This is a genomic window from Virgibacillus senegalensis (genome assembly GCF_000821245.2).
GTDB classification, from domain to species: Bacteria; Bacillota; Bacilli; order Bacillales; family Amphibacillaceae; genus Sediminibacillus; species Sediminibacillus senegalensis.
On sequence record NZ_LN611425.1, the window covers coordinates 1,589,886 to 1,612,748 of the forward strand.

General features: G+C 41.9%; 20 protein-coding genes. 5 read left to right on the top strand and 15 right to left on the bottom strand.

The window, feature by feature from the left end; translation table 11 throughout:
* Window positions 1–74 precede the first annotated feature (74 nt).
* Together BN1067_RS18870 and mgtE are read right to left on the bottom strand one after the other, a co-directional pair.
* The gene (locus BN1067_RS18870; RefSeq protein WP_053220344.1) at window positions 75–1,931 is read right to left on the bottom strand and encodes a monovalent cation:proton antiporter family protein; all 1,857 of its coding nucleotides are present in this window, start codon (window positions 1,929–1,931) and stop codon (window positions 75–77) included.
* A gap of 12 nt (window positions 1,932–1,943) precedes the next feature.
* On the bottom strand, window positions 1,944–3,314 hold the full coding sequence (gene mgtE / locus BN1067_RS18875; protein ID WP_053220345.1) for a magnesium transporter: 1,371 nt from the start codon (window positions 3,312–3,314) through the stop codon (window positions 1,944–1,946).
* A gap of 411 nt (window positions 3,315–3,725) precedes the next feature.
* Here mgtE and BN1067_RS18880 point away from each other — a divergent pair, with 411 nt between their 5' ends.
* Both BN1067_RS18880 and prpE read left to right on the top strand, forming a co-directional pair.
* Window positions 3,726–4,895 carry an FtsW/RodA/SpoVE family cell cycle protein gene (locus BN1067_RS18880; protein WP_053220346.1) on the top strand — a complete coding sequence of 390 codons (1,170 nt, stop codon included), beginning with the start codon at window positions 3,726–3,728 and terminating at the stop codon, window positions 4,893–4,895.
* A gap of 78 nt (window positions 4,896–4,973) precedes the next feature.
* Window positions 4,974–5,714 (top strand): bis(5'-nucleosyl)-tetraphosphatase PrpE, encoded by a 741-nt coding sequence (prpE, locus tag BN1067_RS18885; RefSeq protein ID WP_053220347.1) that lies wholly within the window; start codon window positions 4,974–4,976, stop codon window positions 5,712–5,714.
* 116 nt (window positions 5,715–5,830) lie between these two features.
* Here the strand turns inward: prpE and BN1067_RS18890 are convergent, their stop codons facing one another.
* The 3 genes from BN1067_RS18890 to BN1067_RS18900 are packed head-to-tail and all read right to left on the bottom strand — an operon-like array spanning window position 5,831 to window position 8,174.
* Window positions 5,831–6,718: an RluA family pseudouridine synthase gene (locus BN1067_RS18890; protein WP_324777964.1), complete on the bottom strand. Its 888-nt coding sequence runs from the start codon at window positions 6,716–6,718 to the stop codon at window positions 5,831–5,833.
* 15 nt (window positions 6,719–6,733) lie between these two features.
* Complete coding sequence (locus BN1067_RS18895; protein ID WP_053220348.1) at window positions 6,734–7,534, bottom strand: NAD kinase; 801 nt, start codon at window positions 7,532–7,534, stop codon at window positions 6,734–6,736.
* A 19-nt stretch (window positions 7,535–7,553) separates the two neighbouring features.
* A complete protein-coding gene (locus BN1067_RS18900) occupies window positions 7,554–8,174 on the bottom strand; it encodes a GTP pyrophosphokinase (protein WP_053220349.1) in 621 nt (206 codons plus the stop codon).
* Window positions 8,175–8,379: 205 nt separating this feature from the next.
* Between BN1067_RS18900 and BN1067_RS18905 the strand changes: the two genes are divergently transcribed.
* The 3 genes from BN1067_RS18905 to BN1067_RS18915 all read left to right on the top strand — a co-directional run bounded on the left by BN1067_RS18905 (window position 8,380) and on the right by BN1067_RS18915 (window position 10,390).
* On the top strand, window positions 8,380–8,958 hold the full coding sequence (locus BN1067_RS18905) for a CYTH domain-containing protein (protein WP_053220350.1): 579 nt from the start codon (window positions 8,380–8,382) through the stop codon (window positions 8,956–8,958).
* Between the two features lie 137 nt (window positions 8,959–9,095).
* Window positions 9,096–9,497: a globin domain-containing protein gene (locus BN1067_RS18910; RefSeq protein WP_053220351.1), complete on the top strand. Its 402-nt coding sequence runs from the start codon at window positions 9,096–9,098 to the stop codon at window positions 9,495–9,497.
* A complete protein-coding gene (locus BN1067_RS18915; RefSeq protein WP_053220352.1) occupies window positions 9,494–10,390 on the top strand; it encodes a ClpXP adapter SpxH family protein in 897 nt (298 codons plus the stop codon). The genes BN1067_RS18910 and BN1067_RS18915 overlap by 4 nt, the downstream gene beginning before the upstream one ends.
* A gap of 658 nt (window positions 10,391–11,048) precedes the next feature.
* Here the strand turns inward: BN1067_RS18915 and pepF are convergent.
* From pepF to opp3b, 10 genes are all read right to left on the bottom strand, one after another.
* A complete protein-coding gene (gene pepF / locus BN1067_RS18925) occupies window positions 11,049–12,866 on the bottom strand; it encodes an oligoendopeptidase F (protein ID WP_053220354.1) in 1,818 nt (605 codons plus the stop codon).
* A 108-nt stretch (window positions 12,867–12,974) separates the two neighbouring features.
* A complete protein-coding gene (locus BN1067_RS18930) occupies window positions 12,975–14,186 on the bottom strand; it encodes a competence protein CoiA (RefSeq protein ID WP_053220355.1) in 1,212 nt (403 codons plus the stop codon).
* Between the two features lie 274 nt (window positions 14,187–14,460).
* Window positions 14,461–15,159 carry an adaptor protein MecA gene (gene mecA, locus BN1067_RS18935; protein ID WP_053220356.1) on the bottom strand — a complete coding sequence of 233 codons (699 nt, stop codon included), beginning with the start codon at window positions 15,157–15,159 and terminating at the stop codon, window positions 14,461–14,463.
* Between the two features lie 416 nt (window positions 15,160–15,575).
* The gene (gene spxA, locus BN1067_RS18940) at window positions 15,576–15,971 is read right to left on the bottom strand and encodes a transcriptional regulator SpxA (protein WP_026571105.1); all 396 of its coding nucleotides are present in this window, start codon (window positions 15,969–15,971) and stop codon (window positions 15,576–15,578) included.
* Window positions 15,972–16,341: 370 nt separating this feature from the next.
* A complete protein-coding gene (locus BN1067_RS18945; protein WP_053220357.1) occupies window positions 16,342–16,935 on the bottom strand; it encodes a GNAT family N-acetyltransferase in 594 nt (197 codons plus the stop codon).
* Window positions 16,936–17,108: 173 nt separating this feature from the next.
* Window positions 17,109–18,320 (bottom strand): putative glycoside hydrolase, encoded by a 1,212-nt coding sequence (locus BN1067_RS18950; protein WP_053220358.1) that lies wholly within the window; start codon window positions 18,318–18,320, stop codon window positions 17,109–17,111.
* A 294-nt stretch (window positions 18,321–18,614) separates the two neighbouring features.
* On the bottom strand, window positions 18,615–19,556 hold the full coding sequence (locus tag BN1067_RS18955) for an ABC transporter ATP-binding protein (protein WP_053220359.1): 942 nt from the start codon (window positions 19,554–19,556) through the stop codon (window positions 18,615–18,617).
* Entirely contained in the window at window positions 19,553–20,617 is a 1,065-nt protein-coding gene (locus BN1067_RS18960; RefSeq protein WP_053220360.1) for an ABC transporter ATP-binding protein, read from the bottom strand. The genes BN1067_RS18955 and BN1067_RS18960 overlap by 4 nt, the downstream gene beginning before the upstream one ends.
* A 15-nt stretch (window positions 20,618–20,632) precedes the next feature.
* Window positions 20,633–21,781 (bottom strand): oligopeptide ABC transporter permease, encoded by a 1,149-nt coding sequence (opp3C, locus tag BN1067_RS18965; RefSeq protein WP_053220361.1) that lies wholly within the window; start codon window positions 21,779–21,781, stop codon window positions 20,633–20,635.
* Complete coding sequence (gene opp3b, locus BN1067_RS18970) at window positions 21,781–22,710, bottom strand: oligopeptide ABC transporter permease (RefSeq protein ID WP_053220362.1); 930 nt, start codon at window positions 22,708–22,710, stop codon at window positions 21,781–21,783. Before opp3b ends, opp3C begins: the two co-directional genes overlap by 1 nt.
* Window positions 22,711–22,863 lie beyond the last annotated feature (153 nt).

The following is a 22,863-nucleotide window of genomic DNA, read 5'->3' on the forward strand; positions in this document are numbered from 1 at the left end:
TTTTTGAGCTAAACTAATCATTCTTGCTACAGTTAAAAAAATCCTGCCCGGAGTGGGACCCGGACAGGATTTTTTTATACACCGTATTCCAACAATTCCTGAAGTTCTTCTACATACTCAGAAGACCCTGTTACAATAAGATGGTCCCCCAACCGCAATTCGGTATCCCCGTGCGGTACGATGGAATCCTTACCGCGGAAAATCCGGACCATGATAACATCGCCAGTAAACGGAAACTCCCTTATTAGCGATTCATGATACATTGGGTTATTCATATTGATCTCATAGAGGGCGCTCTCCTGCTCTGTCAGAATATCCACGACGCTTGGCGCCACAATCAGCGCTTTGAGCAGCGCTTTGCTGGAAAGCAAAACAGAGAACACATCGATTCCCTTTTCCTTCAACTCTTTATCGATCCCTGGTTTTTCTATACGGGCAATGACACGCTCTACACCTTTTTCCTTCGCATAGGAAGCAATTTCCGCATTTTTTTCTTCGTCCCCTGTGGATACAACCAAAATGTCGACATCGAAGACATTCATTTCTTCCATTAAATCAATATCATAATTTTCCATCTGGGTAATATCGAAAATCGATCTGGTGATTTTATCATCGATTTTTTCCATTTTGGTATGATACATATAAATTTCGAATGAATTGTTATCCAATTCCCGGACAACAGGCAATGTCGCCTGGTTAGAACCGATAAAGGAAACGACTTGCTTATGATCTGGTTCTGTCTGATTGACATACAACTTTTTAAAAAGCGGCGGAGTCACCAAACAGGTCAGCACAGCTACCAGTATCAATGCTCCTTCCATCTGATCGTCGATGATTCCCATTCTTTCTCCAATGGTGGCTGCGGCTATCACCAGGGATAACGTCGTTGTTAGGATCATCCCAGAACTAATGACCGTCCGCCAGTCATACCATTTTTTCATGATCAGCACCGGTACAAGCTTAGATACCAGTAGTGCAACAAAAAGCAATGGAATCAATGCCAGTACTTTTGGATTGCTGAACAATGACCAGAGGTCCATTTCGACACCAACCATGACAAAAAAGATCGGAATCAAAAAACCGTAGCCGAAGCTATCCAGTTTTTGTACTAAATCCTGATTTGGCGAAAGCAAGGAAACCAGAGAACCTGCCAAGAACGCTCCTAGAATATTTTCGGCGCCTACTGTTTCCGACAGGGCAACCAGGAAAATGATCAAAGTGAAAACAGCACGCGTACCGATTTGGATTGTCCCTTTCGACATGGTTTCCAAGAAGGTTTGGTTTCGGAATCGTTTGCCGACAAAGTACAACAATACCCCGGCACCAAATAAAATCAGGAGTAACCACATGTTGCCTGATTCTTCTCCATAAAATGAAACGAATACCGCAAGCAGAATCATTGTTACCAAGTCGGCAATGACAGCAATCAACAGAATTGTCTGTCCTACCGTCGTTTTCATTGCCTGGGCTTCTTTTAAGGTAGGCACCACAACCCCAAGGGAAATGGTGGAAATAATCAAGGTCATCAAGAACATATTATCGATGAACCCGCCCAGGACAAATAAATAGGACAACAGCAATGATAAAACTAAAATTGCCAGAAATACCATAGTAGCAACCCACACAGCACTCGGCTGATTGTTTATTTGATTACTGTTGCGTTTATTTCTGCCTTTTTTGGCGAATATCGAGAAATCGATTTCCAGCCCGCTTAAAAACATGAGGAAAATGAATCCCAATGTTGAAAGTGTCTCCAGCCAGGTACTGTCATCTACAATATTAAAGCCGCTGTGCCCAATGATTAATCCGACGATGATTTCCGCCACCACTACAGGTATGGCTTTCAGACGCAGCCGATGCATTAAAATTGGTGTAAAGAATGCAGCCAAAATGACAATTACCAGGGAGGTTACGGATTCTCCATGCTCCATGTTTTCAACCTCCTATCCATGTATTAGTAAATTCATAAATGCTGTAGCCATTCCAAAATATATCAAGACCGAAATAATATCGTTGATTGTCGTGATAAATGGCCCGGAAGCTACTGCGGGATCAATATTCAACCGGTGCATCATGATTGGAATCAAGGAACCGGCAATGGTGGCCACGATAAGGGTGGCCATGATAGAAATTCCAACTAATAAGCCAAGATAAATGTCGCCTTGCCAAATATAGACGACCAATGTTATAACCGTTCCGCAGCACAAACCAGTAATAAGTCCGGTTCCTGCCTCGCGGACAATCATTTTCCATTTTCCTTGCTTTTCAAATTCACCTGTGGCAATACCTCTTACAGCTACTGCCAATGCCTGTGTCCCGGTATTTCCTGCCATTCCGCCAATCAATGGAATGAAAATAGCCAAGATGGCGACTTGGTCGAGTGTTTCTTCAAACCGACCAATCAGACTTGCTGTCAGCATTCCCAAAAATAACAGGATAATCAGCCAGGGAAGACGTTTTTTGGCAGAGGCAATCGCGCTGTCATCCGGACTATCTACATCCGAAATACCCGCCAGTTTTGAATAATCATCGCTGGCTTCTTCTTGCATAACATCCATGATATCATCGACCGTGATAATGCCAAGCAAATGGTCTTGGAAATCGACCACTGGCAATGCCAGAAAGTCATAGTCCCGCATCATTTGGGCAATGTCCTCCTGGTCTTCCCCGACAGGTACCGAGACAACTCGCTCACTCATGACCTCTGAAACCATCCAGTCCCCTTCCGCAATGATCAAATCACGAAGCGACAATACGCCGACCAATCGTTTTTCATTGTCGATCACGTAGGTGTAGTAAATCGTTTCCGCATCCGGCGCTTCCCTACGTAAGTGCTTCATTGCTTCTTTAATGGTCTGGTTTGCATTCAGCACGACAAATTCCGTCGTCATGATACTTCCTGCCGTCTTTTCCTCATAGTGCAAGAGCTGCTTGATTTCATTTGCAGCTTCTTTATCCATGATCGTCAGGTAGCTGGCTACCTTGTTTTTATCAAACTGATTCAATATATCTACCGCATCGTCGGTGGACATTTCTGCTAACACGTTTGCTGCGAAAGCAGTTGTCATTTCGATAAAGAACGGTTCGATATCTTCTATAGCTATATTTTCCATTACTTCTGCAATTTCTTCCGAAGACAAATAAGAATAAATCTGCTGGCGTATCTCCCCCGATTGCGTTTCGAAGATTTTCGCCTGATCGTAAGGATGCAGCTCGAGAAACTCTGCCCGAAACTGGTCGATTTGCTGGTTAAATAAAGCGTCTTGGATTTTCTCCCAATACTGTTCTCTTTCTTGTTCATCTAAGTGCTCCATCCATACAACCCCCTTACCGTCTAGAAAGTATTATCGTAAGTGCCCGTTTGATTTTTGTCAACGACAGAAACGTGAACAAAAGGCTCTGCTTTTATATTTTTTGTAAAGAGAATAAAAACAACGCTTAAAAAAATAGCCGAATTGATGTAAACTGAACTTTGTATGGGCTTGACTTCTTTTTACTTTCATTGATTCAAAAAGTAATTTATTCTATATTCTATCGGAATTTATCATGAACAGATACTTTTTTGCATTTCACTGTTGTCTTTCTTGCTTGATAAGGTGTGAAAACCTCATCTTAATGTACAAGAAAGACCGTTTCGTTTCAACTCATAAACGAAATCTTTACACCGGATTTTAAATGCCTGCCCGTTAATAGCTAAAGGACAGTCAGAAAAGAAAGGGAACCTTATGAATTCAAACAATAATTCAACTATAGATTATACATTGATATTTATCGTCATTTTACTGGGAATCGTCAGCTGCTTTACGCTTTTTTCTGTTCAGCCTTATTTAGGAAGCGAAGCGCAGGACAACTACTTTGCGAAACAAATCGCCTGGTATATTGCGGGCGGGGTGGTTATTGGCGGAGTTATGTGGATTGATTATGATCGCTTCCGGCATATCTCCTGGTATTTATACGGGGTAGGAATGGTAACACTGTTCATGCTGTTCTTCCATTTCCCTCCCCAGATTATCCATACAGCTAATAACGCTACAAGCTGGTTCTTCATTCCAGGAATAGGCACAATACAACCAGCTGAATTTTTCAAAGTGTTTTTGGTGATTATGTTAGCGCATATCATGGTCAGCCATAATGAAAAGTATAAAATCCGGACAAATAAAAGTGACATATGGTTGATAGCAAAAATAGCATTAATCAGCCTGCCTCCCATGGGACTGATTGCCATTCAACCGGACTTAGGCGGCTTCCTTGTCCTGGCTGCCATTGTGGCAAGTATGGTACTTGTTTCTGGTATCCGTTGGCGTGTCCTGCTGGCAGTTTGTGTTCTTGGACTTTTCCTTATCGGAGCAGCGATCGGTCTGTCGTTCATATTTCCCGACACGGTCGGAACAGCTTTGGAAGAAGGGGTATTCAAGCACGTAGAAAGTCGTTTTTATGGATGGCTTGATCCGGAAAAATATACCGAATCAGGATATCAGTTAAAAAAGGCCATGCTCGCTATCGGATCCGGCCAACTGACTGGAAAAGGAATGCGGGACTTTGAAGTGGATGTTCCAGAAAGGCAAACCGATATGATTTTCACTGCGATCGCTGAACAATTTGGATTTGTTGGCGCGAGTATCGTCATCACCTTGTTGTTTTTGTTGATTTACCGACTCATTTTTATAGCGTTGCAAAGTAATGATGAGTTCGGTAGTTTTATCATCACCGGTTTTATCGGGATGTTTGCTTTTCAAATATTCCAAAACATCGGGATGTCGGTTCAACTGCTGCCGATTACCGGACTGCCACTTCCCTTCTTAAGCTATGGAGGGAGTTCGACATTGACTTATATGCTTGCAATCGGGCTTGCATTGAATATCCGATCGCGTACAAAACAATACATGTTTGATTAATCATCAGGGTGGAATGCTAGGATATAGCTTTTCACCTTTTTATTTTTGAAAAAACAACCTTGTATAGGAGAGATTATGATGAAACTGGACATCATCGGTGATATCCATGGCTGTTTCGAAGAATTGCTGCAATTATTTTCGGAGCTCGGCTACAAGATGGAAGATGGCCTGCCTGTTCATCCTAAGGGAAGATTGCCTGTATTTATTGGAGATTTGACCGATCGCGGCCCGGATTCTGTTTCTGTCGTCAAGTTGGTTTATCAAATGGTACAAGTTCATCATTCAGCAAAATATGTACCAGGAAATCATTGCAACAAGCTGTATCGTTACTTTTTAGGGAATAACGTAAAGCAGCAACACGGCCTGGAAACAACCGTGGCTGAATACAAAGCCCTGGACAGCAAGCAGCAAAAAATGCTCCGCCATCATTTCATGGATTTATATGAAGGTGCTCCGCTTTATTTGCAAATTCCTGAAGCAAATGCCGTTATCGCCCATGCCGGTATTCGTCAGGATTTAATCGGAAAAACAGGAAAAAAAGTAAAGACGTTCGTGTTATATGGTGATATTACAGGAGAAACGCATGAAGATGGACGGCCGGTGCGGCGTGACTGGGCACAGCATTATCAAGGGGAGGATTGGATAGTATACGGACATACGCCCGTGCGTGAACCGAGAATCGTCAACAAAACGATCAACATCGATACCGGATGTGTATTCGGAAACAAATTAACCGCTTTTCGCCTCCCAGAGGAAAAGACGGTCTCCGTGCCATCCAGGCAGCCATTTGTCGAAGAAAAATTCCGCTCTTTTGATTAGTTTTCCTAATCAATGTTTGCAACTAGAGGATTTTGCACATGAAACAAACAGTAATTTTTCATATCTACTCCCGTATCATTAAATAAAGCGCACGCAGGAGTACACCTGGTGCGCTTCTAGTTGTTTAATATTTTTTTCATATCTTCTGGCATCGGTGCAAAGAACTCAAGCAGTTCTCCGGTAGCAGGATGATGAAAAGCTAGCGTCTTGCAGTGCAGTGCCTGCCTTGCCATTTTATCCTTATGCCCGCCGTACAAATCATCTCCCATTAACGGATGTCCGATATGGGCAAAATGGACTCTGATTTGATGCGTCCTTCCTGTTTCCAACCGGACGTCTACGAGACTTCCGCCTGCTGTATGCCGAATTAATTGGTAATGGGTGATGGCATGCTTCCCGTTTTCCGTTACTTCCCGTTCAATCATGGAAGTCTCCTTTTTGGAAATCGGAGCATTGATGGTTGCGTTGGCTGTTTCAAGCTCCCCTTCTACCAACGCATAATAGCTGCGTTTCACGCTTCCTGTTTTTTGCTTCTCAAACAATAAGGAATGGCTGAACCGGTGTTTCGCCACCAAAAGTAACCCCGATGTATCCCGATCAAGCCTGGTTACAACATGAACCGTATAATCAAGACCCTGCTGTTCGTAATAGCCGATCAGTGCGTTGGCAATGGTTCCAGTCGGATGCAGCATTGAAGGAATGGTCACGATGCCGGCAGGTTTGTTTAAAACTAGGATGTCATCATCCTCGTAAACAATGTCCAGCGGAAGGTTCTCTCCTATCAAATGGCTGCCGCGTTTTTCTGGCGGAAATACTACCGCCAGCTCATCACCTTCACTGAGCACCTGCCGGACTGTCACAGGCTGTCCGTTTTTCAAAATTGCTCCCCCGCCGAACTTCACAGATCGCAATATCCGCCGTGAAAAGCCTTGAATTTGCTGAAGATATTCTTTGATTGGCATGCCTTCATGCTCCGATGTTATTTTCCAATTCAAGTTTCTCACCTTTTCACCATTAAATTATCTTTCATCTGCTACAAACGAATCGTGCACCCGTTTCCAGAACGGGAACGGACGGAACCTTGCAAAACGGATTTTCTCTTCCGCAACCTTGCATATAATCCGTTCAACGTTAGCATAGTTTTTTGTAATATGATCAATTGTAATCAAAAAACTTTTGTCATAAATCGGCCGGAAATCACAAGCATGATGTTTCGGCAGGATCAGCGGCGAACCGATTGTCCGAAACACCCGGTTATTGATGGAGGCCATTTCGGTTATTTGTATCGATTCCAATGAGGGATGGATAATACCGCCTCCCAATGCTTTGTTGTATGCCGTACTCCCAGACGGAGTGGAAATACAAAGGCCGTCCCCGCGAAATGTTTCGAAATGCTCCCCTTTAATCTCCACATCCAATACAACGGATCCTTCCGCTGTTTTTATCGAACATTCATTCAAAGCCAAAAAGCGGTCGTTCTCTCCACCATCCTTCGGGCAAATCGTCACTTCCAATAATGGATACTCCACCACCTGGAACGGGTTCTTGGCAATTTCGATAACCAGTTTTTCTACTTCATCCGGAACCCAGTCAGCATAAAAGCCTAAATGACCAGTATGAATTCCGATAAATGCTGTTTTATCCAAACGGTAGATATATGTATGAAATGCTTCCAGGAAAGTTCCGTCTCCTCCGACGGAGATGACCAGATCAGGCTCTTCTTGATCATAATCCAATTCAAAATCAATCAAATATTGTTTGATGATTGCTTTCAGTTCCTCTGACTTTGTATCGCCCTTTGACGTAATTGCAAACTTCATGACTGGTCTCGCCCTCCTTCTAGCGACTGCTTTTGTTTTTATGGAAAATTCGTTGTGCTTCCTGAACTTCGTCCTTGATTTTCGCCATTTCCTCGTCCAGCTTAAAAGCTGCCTCAGCAGCTCCCTTCAGCCTTGCCTTAATGTTTGAAGGGATTTGGCCATCATATTTATAATTTAAAGAATGCTCGTTGATCGCCCAGAAATTCATTGCCAGTGTACGTATTTGGATTTCGGCAATCACCTTTTTTTCACCATGGATCGTTTCCACTGGATAGCTAATAATCATATGGTAAGAACGGTAACCACTATCCTTTTTGGAAGAAATATAATCCTTCTCCTCGATGATGGTAAAATCCTTGCGGTTTCGCAGCATATCGATGACGGTGTAGATGTCATCAACGAATTGGCATACAACCCTGACACCGGCGATGTCCTGGATTTCATCCTCCAAACCTGGTAAATCCGCTTTTTTCCGGTTGGCTTTTTCCAGGATGCTTGGTACTGGTTTTACCCTTCCAGTGATAAATTCAATCGGAGAATGCCGGGATTCAAACTCAAATTGGTCCTGCATACCTTTTAACTTTACCTTTAGTTCTTCTACTACTTGCACATAAGGCGCAAGAAAAGCTTCCCAATTCACGTGTTACGCACCACCTTCGATCAGCTTGCTTACTGGTACCTTCTGTTTAACACAACATCTTTATTAATTGTATCATAAAACACCTGACAGATTAGCATATCGAACACGCGGCTTTACGGAAATCCCAAAGCGGCTTCTTTTGCAATTAACTGTTTTTATCGCCCATAATGGAGTGCAAGAACTCTTTAAAACAGGAGGAATAATCATGGCTCAGGAAATAGAAATCGAATTTAAAAATTTGCTGACAAAATCTGAATACCTTCGTCTTGCCGAATTTTTACAAGTAGATGAATCAAACGCGGTAAGCCAAACCAATCACTATTTTGAAACACCTCATTTTGATTTAAAGCAACATGGAGCTGCCTTGCGCATTCGAGAAAAAAATGGTCACTGGCAGTTAACCATGAAGGAACCACATCCAGAAGGCCTGTTGGAAACACACGACACTTTGACCGAACAAGAGGCAGAATCCTGGATCAGCGGGAATATCATTCCGAAACCAAAGGTTGCTGCTCAGCTTAATCATCTTGGCGTAGACTTTGCCGCGTTGACGTATGGCGGTAAATTAACCACCAGAAGAATCGAAACCGAATACGAGGAAACCTTGGTGGTCTTGGACCATAGCACTTATAACGGCTATTCTGATTATGAATTGGAAATAGAAGCACAAGACCGGCAGCATGGCCAGCATGTATTCGATCAGCTGCTAGACCGTTTGGAAATAAGGAAAAAACCTACTCCAAACAAGATAAAAAGGTTCTACGACTCGATGGGAAACAGATAAGTTGCCCAACATAACCGGCAATTGTTACAATAAGGAAAAATCTTGTTGAGCTTGTTTCTACTGTTGCTGAAAACAAGAGCAGGCTATGGGAACACTTACGAAGTGATTTTCTTGTAAAGTTGGAGAGGAAATGAAACATGACTGATTCAGGTACCCTGTATGAAGCGATTGGCGGCAGGGAAAAGATAGAACAATTGGTTCAAGCCTTTTATAAACGGGTGGCAAAACATCCGGCATTAACACCGATTTTTCCAGATGATTTAACCGAAACCGCCAGGAAACAACAACAGTTTCTTACACAGCTGTTCGGCGGTCCTGCTTTATATACGGAAGAACACGGGCATCCGATGCTGAGGAGACGGCATTTACCGTTTCCGATTACTCCTACGCGGCGCGACGCCTGGCTGGAGTGCATGGATCAAGCCTTGACAGAAGCCGAAGTGGAAGAGCCCTATCGTAGTGCCATTTTTGAACGATTGGCAATGACAGCAACGCATATGATGAATACACCTGAGGATGAGAAAGGAGAATCGTTGTGAGCTGGAAACCGACTGGGCCAACTAGAAATTCGGATACAAAAAACGCGGCGCAGTATGGTTTTTTCGATTTACTGAAAAAACCGGTTGAAATCTATGTTTTCGTAGATCCTTTGTGTCCAGAATGCTGGTCTTTGGAACCAAGCTTAAAAAAGCTCTCCATCGAATATGGCAGGTTTTTCACCATTCGTCCTATTCTAAGCGGCCAATTAACCGTTCTGAATAAAGATAAATTCGATAAGCCAAAAAAGTTAAAGGAAATTTGGGAACGGACCGCCTCCCGTACCGGTATGAGCTGTGACGGCGATTTATGGCTGGAGAACCCGATTAATCTGCCTTGGCTGGCCTCGATCGCCATTAAAGCGGCAGAGTTGCAAGGAAAAAAAGCCGGTAGGAACTTTTTACGTAAAGTCCAGGAAAAGCTATTTTTGAATAAACGTGATGTATCCGAGGAAGTAACGTTGATTGAATGCGCAAAAGAAGTAAACCTGGATGTTCAAGAGTTTATGCAGGATTTGTATTCCAATTCTGCTAAAAAAGCTCTGCAGTGTGATTTGAAGTTAACGCAAGAAATGGAAGTCGAGTATATACCAACAATGGTATTCTTTAATGAATCCGAAGAAGAAGGCGGCTTGAAAGTCTCTGGACTTTACCCTTATGAAATTTATGTCAAGGTATTGAAGCAAATGTTGCAGATGGACCCGCCTCCGGCTAAGAAACCAGAGTTGGAGGAATTTATTTCTTATTACGGTTTTGTCGGCAACAAGGAAATATCCGTTGTCTATGACTGGTCAAAGGAGAAAACGGAAAAAGAAATGAAAAAACTTCAATTGAAACAAATGGTAGAAAAAGTTCCCGTCAAATATGGAACCTTTTACCGTCACGTTAAAGGCTGATTCCCTTTTCTTATATTTGGACAAATAAGCATGAACAACCTGGCAATTCGTCAGGTTGTTTTTTCGTTTTCCATGCCAAGCTAGTAGGCACTCGGCTTTTCTGAAGTTTGTACCATGATGAGAATTCTTCCCGATGTTATGTAAAGAATCGTTTCTACTTTTGTGAAAAAGGAAGCAGATAAACAAAAAGGAAGGATATACGATGTATATCCTTCCAAAAGTCTATGTTCTATAGACAAAGGGGGATGGGAGAAAGTTAAGTCAAACAAAGGGGTATTGTTTGTTAATTATCTCACAAATAAAATATATCAAGAATCATACTGGTAAGCAACAGTTTTGCTCATGTATTCACAAAACTGTCATACTTCTATCTGCAACCCAGATTGCATACACTTTTCTGTACGCATCATAAAGGAGGTGTCTGCATGCCAAACTTTCTCCCTTTCATCTTCTTCCTCGGTGCAGTTGCTGCATTCTTTCTCAACCTGCTAGGTTTTATGAGGCTTTTGCCGATATTCCTTACGCTCCCCCTCTTATTTATTACCATTTATTTAACCATTTTTTCCTTAGCCTACCGTAATGCCTTTAAAGGTTATTCCCGTTTCAAGAGCCGCCGATGGTAAAGAGAGCAGACACCAAGGTGTCTGCTCTTTTTAGATTATTCTACCTGATCAAGTAGTGATTCCATTTCGGAAAGCTTTTCTTCAAATACGCGCAGCGCATCCAATATCGGTTTCTTTGATGTCATGTCGACACCCGCCTTTTTCAATACTTCAATCGGATAATCACTGCTTCCAGCCTTCAGGAATTCCAAATACCGGTCGACAGCAGGTTGTTTTTCTTTTAAGATTTGAGAAGCTAACGAAGTAGCCGCGGAATAGCCGGTTGCATACTGATAAACATAGTAATTGTAATAGAAGTGTGGGATTCTTGCCCACTCCAGTCCTATTTCTTCATCAATCACCAATTGATCTCCGAAATACTTTTTGTTTAACTCATAATACATTTCCGTCAATTTGTCAGCGGTTAACGCTTCTCCATTTTGCATGTGCTCGTGGATGTCATGTTCAAATTCGGCGAACATGGTTTGACGGAACACCGTGCCGCGGAACCCTTCAAGGAAGTGGTTCAACAAGAACAACTTCTCTTTCTCATCCTCGGTGTTTTGGATAAGGTACTCATTTAACAAGGCTTCATTACAAGTGGATGCCACTTCTGCGACAAAAATGGAATAGTTCCCATAACGGAATGGCTGATTGTTTCTAGAATAGTAACTATGCATGGAATGACCCAGTTCATGTGCAAGTGTAAATAGGTTGTTTAAATTATCCTGCCAATTCAATAGAATGTAAGGATTTGTTCCATAGGCACCGGAGGAATACGCACCGCTCCGCTTGCCTTTGTTTTCTTCGACATCGATCCAGCGGTCTTTATAACCTTCTTTAATGGTGTTGGTGTATTCTTCCCCAAGTGGCGCCAATCCTTTTAACACCATTTCCTGTGCTTTTTCATATGGAATTTTCATGTTGACGTTTTTAACCAGCGGTGTGTATAAATCATACATATGCAATTCTTCCAGCTTAAGCACGCGTTTTCGCAATTCAACATAGCGATGCAATAGCGGCAGCCTTTCATTCACTGCACTGATCAGGTTATCGTAAACCTCTTCCGGGATGTTGTTGTTATCCAGAGCTGCTTGGCGTGCAGAATCATATTTTCTTACTTTGGCGTAGAAATTATTCTTTTTGACCGCACCACTCAATGTGGAAGCAAACGTATTTTTGAAGTTGCCGAATGTTTCATACATCGCTTTGAAGGCATCTCTTCGCACCCTTGGATCATCAGATTCCAGGAAGTTGATATAACGACCATGCGTAAGATCGACTTCATTGCCTTCCTCATCCTTGATGGAAGGAAAGGTTAAATCCGCGTTATTAAGCATTCCAAACGTCTGGGACGGATTATCAGTTACTTCCGAAACCTCTGCAAGCAGTTCCTCTTCTTTTTCCGATAAAACATGCGGTCGCTGCCTGTTTATTTCATTCAAAGTGTGCTCATACTGTTTTAACTCCTGATGCTCCTTGATGAAAGCTTTGAGCTTTTCCTCGTCCAGAGACAAAATTTCCGGAACGATAAAACTCATGGCACTTGATGCCTGGGTAAGCAGGTTCTCCGCCTTCGCATTCAATGCCTGGTATAAGGAATTAGTGGTATCCTGGTCATACCTCATATGAGCGTATGTATAAAGCTTGCCTAAACGTTCGGAAACTTCGTCTTGTAATTTGAGCAGGCTATACAATGTATCCGCCGAATCACTTACCTTTCCCTGATAGTTCTTGAATTCTGGCAGCTTGTTTTTGACTGCCTCTAATTCTTTTTCCCATTCTTCATCTATGACAAAGATATCTTCCAGTCTCCAAGTTTTTTCTAATGGTACTTGTTCACGGCTTTGCAGTTCTTTATTCGCTTGTGCCAAAACCTATTCCTCCTTGATTGTTTTTCTGTTATCCATTCCCAATTCTCGATAAATCTCACAAACTCCTTCCCTAATACAGGAAGATCCTTTTTTATTATATCGCTTTTTCTATTCAATCATGCGAGTTGATGCTTGAGAAGTCAGATTGTTTTTTAGTTTTAGGAATTGGATAATCATCCTGTCATCATGTAAGGCTTGTTCCACGTTTTCAGGAAATTTAATCGGAATTTGTTTTTGTATTTCTTGTTCATTCACGAAGGAGATGATTTCGAGTTTTTCCAGAAGTTCTAGATATTCTCGGACAGGATCCGCTGAACACTTGATAAGAGGAAAATCGGATGGGGGCATCATGACATCATGTAATAAACGATAAATCGGCTTGATGGGGACAACCCGTTGTACGGGCAATGGTACTAAAAAATCCAGGCACAGCCTGCTTTGCCAATTCCATGGCGGCGTTTTCATCCTGTATTGTCCAGTAACGGGAAGATGGATTAAACTAGGCAATAGACTTTGATGGTATTTTTTTTGATAAAGCCATTTACTCCATGATAACTGTTGACGGCTTTGTCGGTTTGGAGGTGGTTTTGTGCGGAACATCTGCTTATCCTTCAGCCAGTTGTACCAAAAGCTGGCCGTGTCCTGCTTGGAGGATGGGTGAAATAGATATAGAATACGGCATTTGTTTAAGGAAAGAAAATGCAGGTCTCCATGAAAGCGGCCGTTTCCACTCGATTGAACATGACGAAATAGGCAAAATTGACGGCTATTCGGGCAAAAAAAGTTGATTAACGGCTGATCATTTTCTTGATAACAGCTTAAAAAGGACTGGTCAACCGATGTCATCCTGATTTGAGCTGCTCCTGTTCTTTTTAATCGATTTCCACCTAATATCCACAACGGTTCGATACCTAGTTTGCGGTAATCATCTGTCCGCTCGCTGAGCTCCTTCCTGTTCAGTGCTGCACACTGGAATTCGAGAGCTACCGCTTTTTTGCCGATACGAACCAGAATATCCGCCCTTCTGTTGATTTCCGGCAGATGCTTTTCCAAATTTGCCTCCAGTCCTTGATCAACAAGCCATTCAAACAATTGCAGCTTCCCCTTTTCATGATATTCTCCTTCCCCTTTAGAAACAGAACAGTTACTGTGGGGTTTGTGGGAAAAGTGTGCAATCTTACTCCTTCCTGCTTTCACTGCGACTCTCTCTCCACAAACAGGACAATAAAAGCTCTGCTGCGTTCGCATGGTTTCGACAGTAGATCGATCCAAATAAGCAAGGATAACAGGTTCGCCAGCCTGATTGTAAGCTTGCAGCATACTTACTTTACACCTCCTTTCTTTGTAAGGACTCTCTCGAACGTTTGACTGTCTCTGGAGTAGTGAAAATATGGAAGCAAATATCGAACGAATTTTTAAGGAGAGTGCAGTGGTGGGCGTGAGGGACGCGTAGCATACGACGAAGCAGGAAAAAGGATAACAACCATTCCTATAAGAAGGATTCGTTGTTTAAGGAATGATTCCTGCTGAGGGAAAACATCTTTTTACAAAAAATAAAGAAAATAAAAGCATTCGACTTTGTCGAATGCTTTGCTTACTTCGCAGAAAAATATTGCTTAATTTGGGAAAGAGCGCGCTCTGCAAATATGATCTTTCCATACTCTTCCAGTCGATGGATGGTAATCGTGGATTCATTCCCGAACTCAAGCAGCTGACTCAAAATGTCTTCTTGCTCATCATCCGTCATGAAGTCTTCCTCAAACTCCAGATACAACAAGTACTGATCCTCAAAATGATACAGACGATCGGTCAGCCCTTCTGTGTCCGTAAAATAGTGGCTCAATTGAATGACATCTTCAAAATCTTTAAAGCTTACCACGAACGACAAATTACCCTCCTCATCATCTTCAGAATGATGATTGGTGTCATGGCCTGCATTCTCGGAACTGCCGAACTTTTCATCCAGCATTGATTCGATCTTTTCATCAACCGGCATATCGATGGTCTTGCCATTTTCCGTTGGCAGTTCGAGATTCTGCCCGTCTTTGGATAATTGAGCTTTTGTCACCACAATCTCCAAACCCTTATCCAATGCCTGGACTTGAATCCATAATGGACCATCAACATTGAAGTCATCTTCCTTATAGTTGACTTCATCCATTACCTGCCAAAAAAGTTGTTCGCTCCGCTCTCGGTTATACCAAATCTCTTCACGGTCGAACCCTCTATCTTCAATATCCATATAAGAAATATAAAATTTGACTGTATTTTCATTAATCCGTTCTATTTCCATTTTCTTCTCTCTCCCTTCTACTTATTATTAGGTGGAAGAGAAAAACTTCACCTATTTGTTATCCTACAATTCCATACCCGTTACGAGTATCCATCAACCCTCAAATATAAGCAACAGCTTCTTATCTTTATTTTATGATAAAAAAATTGTTTTTGAAAATATAAAAGCCTATAATTTCAAAAAAACTACGAGTATTTCCTTATCAAGCACATAAGCGAATACATGCTTATAACTTATTATTTTAGCTTATTTTATTCGAGATGTCATCCCTTCACTGCTAAAGAATGGACTGTAAAAAATGGCAGTCCTTTTTTAGAGGAAACTGCCGATTTGCTGGCCCAGGTGTCAGGTATTTTATTCCCGAAGATAGAAAAAGCGCAGGTCCTGTTTAAAAGACCCGCGCCTCTTATGCTATATTAGTTAACCATTCTTTGTGCTTCCCGCAATTGGAAAGTACGGACAGTTCTAGGTAAGAATCTGCGAATTTCATCTTCATTGTAGCCTACTTGCAATCTTTTCTCATCGAGAATGATTGGACGGCGAAGAAGACCAGGGTTTTCTTGAATTAAGTTAAAGAGGTCTTTCATTGGAAGTTGATCAAGATTCATATCCAGTTTTTGAAAAACTTTAGATCTTGTCGAAATTATTTCATCGGTTCCATCTTCTGTCATTCTCAAAATTTCCTTAATTTCATCAAGTGTCAAGGTTTCCGAGAAGATATTCCGCTCACTGAATGGTATATCATGCTCTTCTAACCATGCTTTTGCTTTACGGCAAGATGTACAACTTGGTGAGGTATAAAGTGTTACCATAGAAACTTCACTCCTCATAGCGCAGATTATTTATCGTCATTTCATGATTTTGAAGAAGATATTAAATTAAAATTACTTTAAATAATTCTTCTATGTATAGTATACTATACTTGTCAATATGAAGGTAGGTTTTTATGCAAATCGGTGAATTAATTTGCCATCTTCTAAAAGGTGTCACAAAATGAGGTAAAGTTATATTTAAAATACCCCGGGTTCATTTTTATTAAACCTTTTTTTAAAAAATTTTTTTAATTTTTCCAGACTCCCAAACGAACACCCGATTATCGCTAAGTCGATCCCGGTCGTCATTTTTAAGGAATAGAAGAAAGCCGCCCTGAAATGTGGGGGGCAGCTTTTGGAAATCCAGCGTTTAAACACCTTCAGACTGTTTTAATGCATCAAATATGTCTTCTGCTTCACGATCATTATCGTAGGTCAACACTTCATCTACAGGTTGATAGGATTTTCCATAAATTTCTTCATCTTTATAAGTGTGAATATCTTCATACATCTTTTTCATTTGTTTATATATTTCTTCTTCGTCCTGATTATCCGGGCTCCAATATAAAATTTCCATTGGGTTTTCCTCGTTTGTCGCCAGACTGCGGCGATTGTAGCCGATCGACTGTGCATGAACAAAGCCCTCTCTTTGATAAAACTTCAGCCTTTTTTCCGAGTCGCTGTCTTCATAATCTACAGGCTCCACTTCCAGGATAATCGGCTTGTTCTTTGCCTTCAGCTTTTCGATTAATTGATGCCCCAACCCTTGCCCGCGGGAGGCTGCAGAAACATAGACATAATCGATAAAGATGAACGATTTGAATTCTGCGAACATAAGCACATGATGGGGTCCTTCGTCCTTATAATAGACGTCGCCTTTCTCCTTTAACAGCATTTCCATATGCTTTTGAGACTTCATCTCTTCTACCGGAAAATACTTGTTTAGCTTTTCGTACCAGTTCATTGATCTACTCCTTGTTTTCGTAGTCTTTCTTATTATAACGAAATATCCTTCAATTGTTAAATCCTCACAAAGGCTCCAGTTAGGGTTTCCCGAAAAATCCATTTTTAATCACGAGAATTATCAAGTCTGCTTCATAAAGTAAAAGTCCTGCCGGTATTTCCGGCAGGGATTATTTATTCATCCAAAGGTGTATAATCAACATTCTCTGTGTAACTGCTTCCTGAATTCCAAATGAGAAATTCCTGGATGCCATTCTCATTTAGCGCTTTTATTTGAGCCTCTACTTCGTCTTTTCCATATTGTTTCGGTTCGCCGCTATATAACCAAGGTGCTTCAAAGTCTTGAATCCACGGCCTGGATAGAGGCGGTTCTTCCAAACTACCCAATACCTCATTTTCCACCTTTGCATATTCATTAACTAATTGATAAGGTTCCTCATCCGGATTGTCAATCCCGAAAAAGGATGTCCAATGGCTTGGATAAATCATGGAAGAAATCACATCCACATTTTCAGCAATTTTAGCGAAATTTTGTCCGATTCCTGGAGCTTCTTCAATAGTGGCTGAATAACCAAAGATATCGACAGATACATCGACATCATAATTCGACAGCTCTTCTCTTGCATGGGAAACAAAATCTGTTACTGCTTTCACTCGTTTTTTTACACCGTTCATTTCCAAATCCGAATAATCGCCTAGGCTATAATCCAACTCCTTGTCCCGCTTTTCAAATCCTTCGGGAAAGCGTACATAGTCAAACTGGATTTCCTGGAATCCCATTTCCGCCACCTGTTTTGCTAATTCAATGTTGTAATCCCAAACCTCCTTCTGGAATGGGTTTACAAATGCTTCCCCTTTGCCGTTTGTCCATACTTTTCCGTTCTTTGTAAAAGATAAATCTGGACGTTTATTTGCCAACTCTGAGTCCTTGAATACAACGATTCTCGCAATCGGATAAATCCCTTCTTTTTCCAGACGTTTCAGCATCTTTTCCGGATCACTGATATAATTAGTACCAACATCAGAATAAGGAGAGTCTCCATCAAAGGAAAATGTAACATACCCGTGGTCTTCTTTTACGTCAATTACCATACTGTTCAGCTCTGTTTCCTTTACAAGTTTGATCATCTGGTCAAAGCGTTCTCCGCCAGCAGTATTGCCAGTTACATAGATTCCTCTTACCGCATCTGGATAGTTAAATTTCAGGCCGGAATTATAAACAAACCGTGAAAACCGATCGGGAATTTCGTATGCCTCAAGACTACTCATGCTCTGCTGATGCGGCTTCATTGTCTTCGTTCCCTCTTCAGCATCCACTCTTAGCATCGGTGTGGAAAGTAGCAGGAACAGGGCTATCATCACTGTCGTTAATTGGTTATGTCCCATCCAAATCAAACCCCTAATATGTACATTGTTTTTATTCTTCCATTATAAAAGAAATACGGTTGTTCGTGGAAGTAGTTTTGGATAATTTTAAGGTCTTTTCACAATTTCTGTCTGTTGGTCCCATACCCTCCTCAATAAAAATGAAACAGTTTGAGTTATCCTTATTTAGGATAAAAACTTCCTTATTAAGATTTCCAGGTTATCGAACTCTTCGAAAGAAGCGGTATTCATGGAGTAAAAGAAAAAAGCCGTTCCTTCGAACGGCCTTCTTTATTATCCATTTATGTCAACCAGCTATTTTCCATTTTTATTTAACTCTTGCTTATATGCTTCAAACTCTTTGGTTGTACAGGATACCCAATGACCAGGAGAGATTTCCCGAAATTCGGGCTCTTCACTTGAATCATGCTGGCTAGGGTCGTATGGAACCCGCTGGCGGTTCCGTTCATAATCAGGGTCTGGCAGCGGAATCGCCGAAAGTAACGACTTTGTATATGGATGTAGTGGATTTTTGTACAGCTCATCACTATCTGCCAATTCCACCAGCTTTCCAAAATACATTACGCCAATACGATCACTAATATATTTTACCATGGACAAATCGTGCGCGATAAATAGATAGGTCAATCCGTGATCCTTCTGTAACTCTTTCAACAAGTTTACAACCTGTGCCTGAATGGAAACGTCCAATGCGGAAATAGGCTCATCGGCAATGATAAATTCCGGATCCACAGCCAATGCCCGGGCAATCCCGATACGCTGACGCTGTCCACCACTGAACTCGTGTGGATAACGGTTGGCATGTTCTTTATTCAGTCCGACTTTTTCCAGTAATTCCTCTACTCTCTGTTTCCGTTCCTGTGTGCTTTTTACTAGCCCATGGACATCTAATCCTTCTGCGATAATGTCCATGACAGTCATACGCGGATTTAAAGAAGCATAGGGATCCTGGAAAATCATTTGCATTTTTTGGTTGAACTTTTTCAAATCCTGGCTGTTTTTCTTTCCATGAACGTCTTCACCCTTGAACTTGATATTTCCGTCAGTAGCGTCATATAAGCGAATGATCGTACGACCGGTTGTCGATTTGCCACAACCTGATTCGCCCACCAGCCCGAAAGTTTCTCCCTTATAAATATCAAATGATACTCCATCTATTGCCTTTACTACACTGTGCCTGCCAGTTTTGAAGTATTGCTTTAAGTTACTTACTTCCAATAACTTTTCCTGGGTCACGGCCGTTCACCTTCCTTTGAATTGCCGGCTCCTGTCTGGGCGAAGCCCTTCATCCGGCGCTTAACAGCCTCAGGTGGCTCGATGTCCGGTGCATATTCGTGCAAGAGCCATGTCGCCGCATAATGTGTATCCGATACTTTGAACATCGGCGGCTCCATTTCTTTGTCAATTTCCAACGCATACTCGTTCCGTGGAGCAAAAGCATCACCTTTTGGCGGCTTGAGCATATCCGGCGGTGATCCCGGTATAGCAATAAGGTTATCTTCCTTATTATCAAGCGTCGGCATCGAACCCAACAATCCCCAAGTATATGGATGCTTCGGATTATAGAATATTTCGTCTACCGTGCCGATTTCCACAATTTTGCCGGCATACATGACCGCTACACGATCAGCGACATTGGCAACGACTCCTAAATCGTGGGTGATGAAAAGGATCGAGCTTTCTGTTTTCTTTTGGATATCTTTCATTAATTCTAAGATTTGGGCTTGGATGGTTACATCCAATGCTGTTGTCGGTTCGTCTGCAATCAAAATCTTCGGATTACAAGCCAGTGCAATAGCAATGACAATCCGCTGCCGCTGCCCGCCTGAGAATTGATGCGGATACTGGTTGATCCGCTCGACTGGATTTGGAAGTCCTACCAGTTCCAGCAACTCAATTGCACGGCTTTTTGCTTGTGCCTTGCTCATTTTTTGGTGCTTGATGAGCCCTTCCATAATCTGATTTCCGATTTTCATGGTCGGGTTCAATGATGTCATTGGATCCTGGAAAATCGTTGAAATATCTTTTCCGCGAATCTGTTGCATTTCTTTTTCTTTCAGTTTTGCTAAATCTTTTCCATCAAACAATATTTCTCCTTGTTTAATCCGGCCTGGAGGAGAGGGAATCAATCTTGCGAGTGCTCTAGTGGTTACAGACTTACCGGAACCCGATTCCCCTACAATCGCTAATGTTTCTCCTTTTTTAAGATCAAAGGTAACACCGCGTACTGCTTTCACTTCTCCACCGTACGTATCAAAGGAGATGTGTAAGTCATTTACTTCTAAAACCTTCTCCATGTCAGCACATGCCTCCTATTCACGCATCTTCGGATCTAACGCATCACGAAGTCCGTCAGCCAAAATGTTAAATCCGATCATAATCAATGAAATGACAATCGCAGGGAAAATCATAATATGCGGATTGATTTGCAACGCCTTGAAACCATCGTTGATCAATGTACCAAGCGATGCATCCGGCGGTTGCAGTCCCAAACCGATGAAACTCAAGAACGCTTCAAAGAAAATGGCATTTGGGATAGTGAACATTGTATTAACAATGATCATACCTAGTGTATTTGGAATTAAATGCTTCGATAGTATTCTAGAATGGGAGGATCCCAAAGTCCGAGATGCCAGCACAAACTCCTGACCCTTCAGCTTGAGTACTTGCCCCCTGACAATCCTGGCCATTCCCGTCCAGCCCGTTATCGTTAATGCAATGATAATTGCTATGATACCCGGATCAAGTATCATAATCATCAGAATAACCACAACAAGGTTCGGAATTCCGACAAGTATCTCGATAATACGTTGCATAACATTATCTGTCCTGCCACCGAAGTAGCCGGAAATACCACCATAAGCTACACCAATCAGCATGTCGATTGCAGCAGCCACAAATGCAATCAACAAAGAGATCCTCGTTCCATACCACGTACGTGTAAACAAGTCACGCCCGAGCGTATCCGTTCCAAACCAAAAGTACTCATCCTGCAAATCTTTTGCTTCATAAACATGGTAGAATCCAGTCACTTTTGCAGAATCTTCACTTCCATCACCTTCACGCTTTACATCATAAGTGATGAATTCATCATCTCTTTGAGTAAAACGCTGACGAATACGTTCTTTAGCTGCATCGACATTGGCTGCTTCATAGGTTTCCGATTTTGTACCGTCAAGGCGCAGCCATTGTATGGACTCCAATCCCTGCACCCGGGGTGGTAATTTGGACAACCCTAAGTCCTGATCATCAACACCGTCATCATTAAAGTGTGGACCAATTATGGACATAATCCCAATAAGCAAGATTACTACCAATCCGAATATAGCACCTTTGTTTGATTTCAAACGTCTCCAGGCATCCTGCCAATAAGTCAAGTTGGGTCGTTGAATTTGTTCACTTTCATGTTCATCGGTTTTAGCAGGTACAAACAAATCTTTATTTAACTTTTCTTTATCCATCAGTCTTTACCTCCTGCTAATCGAATACGCGGGTCAATGATTCCGTATAGTATATCGATCACAAGTATTATCAAGATGAAGAAGAAGGCGAAGAAAAGGGTTGTACCCATAATAACCGGGAAGTCATCAGTCGTTACTGAAGTGACAAATTGCTCCCCAATGCCAGGAATCGAGAAAATTTGTTCGATAACCAGTGTACCGGTCATAAGACTAACTGCCATGGGTCCCATTACCGTAATTAAAGGTATCAAAGCATTACGCAGGCCATGCTTGAACATAATGCCACCGTTCGTAACACCTTTCGCCCGTGCGGTTACAATGTAATCCGAACCAAGTACTTCGATCATCTCTGTACGCAGAAAACGCGCTGCAATCGCAAGCGGGAAAATCGCCAATGCTATGGTCGGCATTATGGTGTGCTTGAAGCCATCCCAGAAAGCTATTGGCAAAAGCCCTAGTTTAACACCGACAAAGTATTGGAGTAAGCCGGCAAATATGAACGACGGAATCGATATACCGATTACCGAAATGACGTTCGACGTATAATCAATCCAGGAATTATTTCTGACTGCCGCCACTAATCCTAGCAGCATACCGACAATGGTACCAAGAACCATCGCCTGGAAACCTAAGTGTGCCGAAACAGGAATCCTGTTAGCAAGCAATGCGGTTACCGGCTGGTTATTTAACTGGAATGATACACCTAAATCTCCTTGAACAAGGTTGCCTAAATAATTGATATATTGTACGGGTACCGGGTCATTTAAGTCATATTTTTCATAAAGGATTTCCAACTGTGCTTCTGAAAGCTTCTCCTCCGCTTTCATCGGTGAGCCTGGCAGCATTTTCATGAGAAAGAATGAAAATGTAGCAATTAAAAACATGGTAATTAGCATATAGCCAAGCCGCTGCAGTATATATTTCGACATCCCTATCCCCTCCTAATCTAGCAGAATTATATTTAATCTTCTAATAATTCTAACAATCTTGTTAAACTGAAAAAGAGAGTATACGCCGGCAAGCAGCTGGCAGTACACTCTCCTCTCCTCTACCAAAGAGGTATAACATCATCTCATAACTAT

What these genes read in the sequence shown, in the direction of transcription:
- BN1067_RS18880 (WP_053220346.1), top strand. Translation starts at nt 3,726, where the DNA reads ATGAATTCAAACAATAATTCAACTATAGATTATACATTGATATTTATC.
- mecA (WP_053220356.1), bottom strand. Translation starts at nt 15,159, where the DNA reads ATGGAAATAGAACGGATTAATGAAAATACAGTCAAATTTTATATTTCT.
- BN1067_RS18870 (WP_053220344.1), bottom strand. Translation starts at nt 1,931, where the DNA reads ATGGAGCATGGAGAATCCGTAACCTCCCTGGTAATTGTCATTTTGGCT.
- prpE (WP_053220347.1), top strand. Translation starts at nt 4,974, where the DNA reads ATGAAACTGGACATCATCGGTGATATCCATGGCTGTTTCGAAGAATTG.
- BN1067_RS18960 (WP_053220360.1), bottom strand. Translation starts at nt 20,617, where the DNA reads ATGGAGAAGGTTTTAGAAGTAAATGACTTACACATCTCCTTTGATACG.
- BN1067_RS18950 (WP_053220358.1), bottom strand. Translation starts at nt 18,320, where the DNA reads ATGGGACATAACCAATTAACGACAGTGATGATAGCCCTGTTCCTGCTA.
- spxA (WP_026571105.1), bottom strand. Translation starts at nt 15,971, where the DNA reads ATGGTAACACTTTATACCTCACCAAGTTGTACATCTTGCCGTAAAGCA.
- BN1067_RS18910 (WP_053220351.1), top strand. Translation starts at nt 9,096, where the DNA reads ATGACTGATTCAGGTACCCTGTATGAAGCGATTGGCGGCAGGGAAAAG.
- BN1067_RS18895 (WP_053220348.1), bottom strand. Translation starts at nt 7,534, where the DNA reads ATGAAGTTTGCAATTACGTCAAAGGGCGATACAAAGTCAGAGGAACTG.
- opp3b (WP_053220362.1), bottom strand. Translation starts at nt 22,710, where the DNA reads ATGTCGAAATATATACTGCAGCGGCTTGGCTATATGCTAATTACCATG.
- mgtE (WP_053220345.1), bottom strand. Translation starts at nt 3,314, where the DNA reads ATGGAGCACTTAGATGAACAAGAAAGAGAACAGTATTGGGAGAAAATC.
- BN1067_RS18945 (WP_053220357.1), bottom strand. Translation starts at nt 16,935, where the DNA reads ATGAACTGGTACGAAAAGCTAAACAAGTATTTTCCGGTAGAAGAGATG.
- BN1067_RS18905 (WP_053220350.1), top strand. Translation starts at nt 8,380, where the DNA reads ATGGCTCAGGAAATAGAAATCGAATTTAAAAATTTGCTGACAAAATCT.
- opp3C (WP_053220361.1), bottom strand. Translation starts at nt 21,781, where the DNA reads ATGGATAAAGAAAAGTTAAATAAAGATTTGTTTGTACCTGCTAAAACC.
- BN1067_RS18930 (WP_053220355.1), bottom strand. Translation starts at nt 14,186, where the DNA reads ATGCTGCAAGCTTACAATCAGGCTGGCGAACCTGTTATCCTTGCTTAT.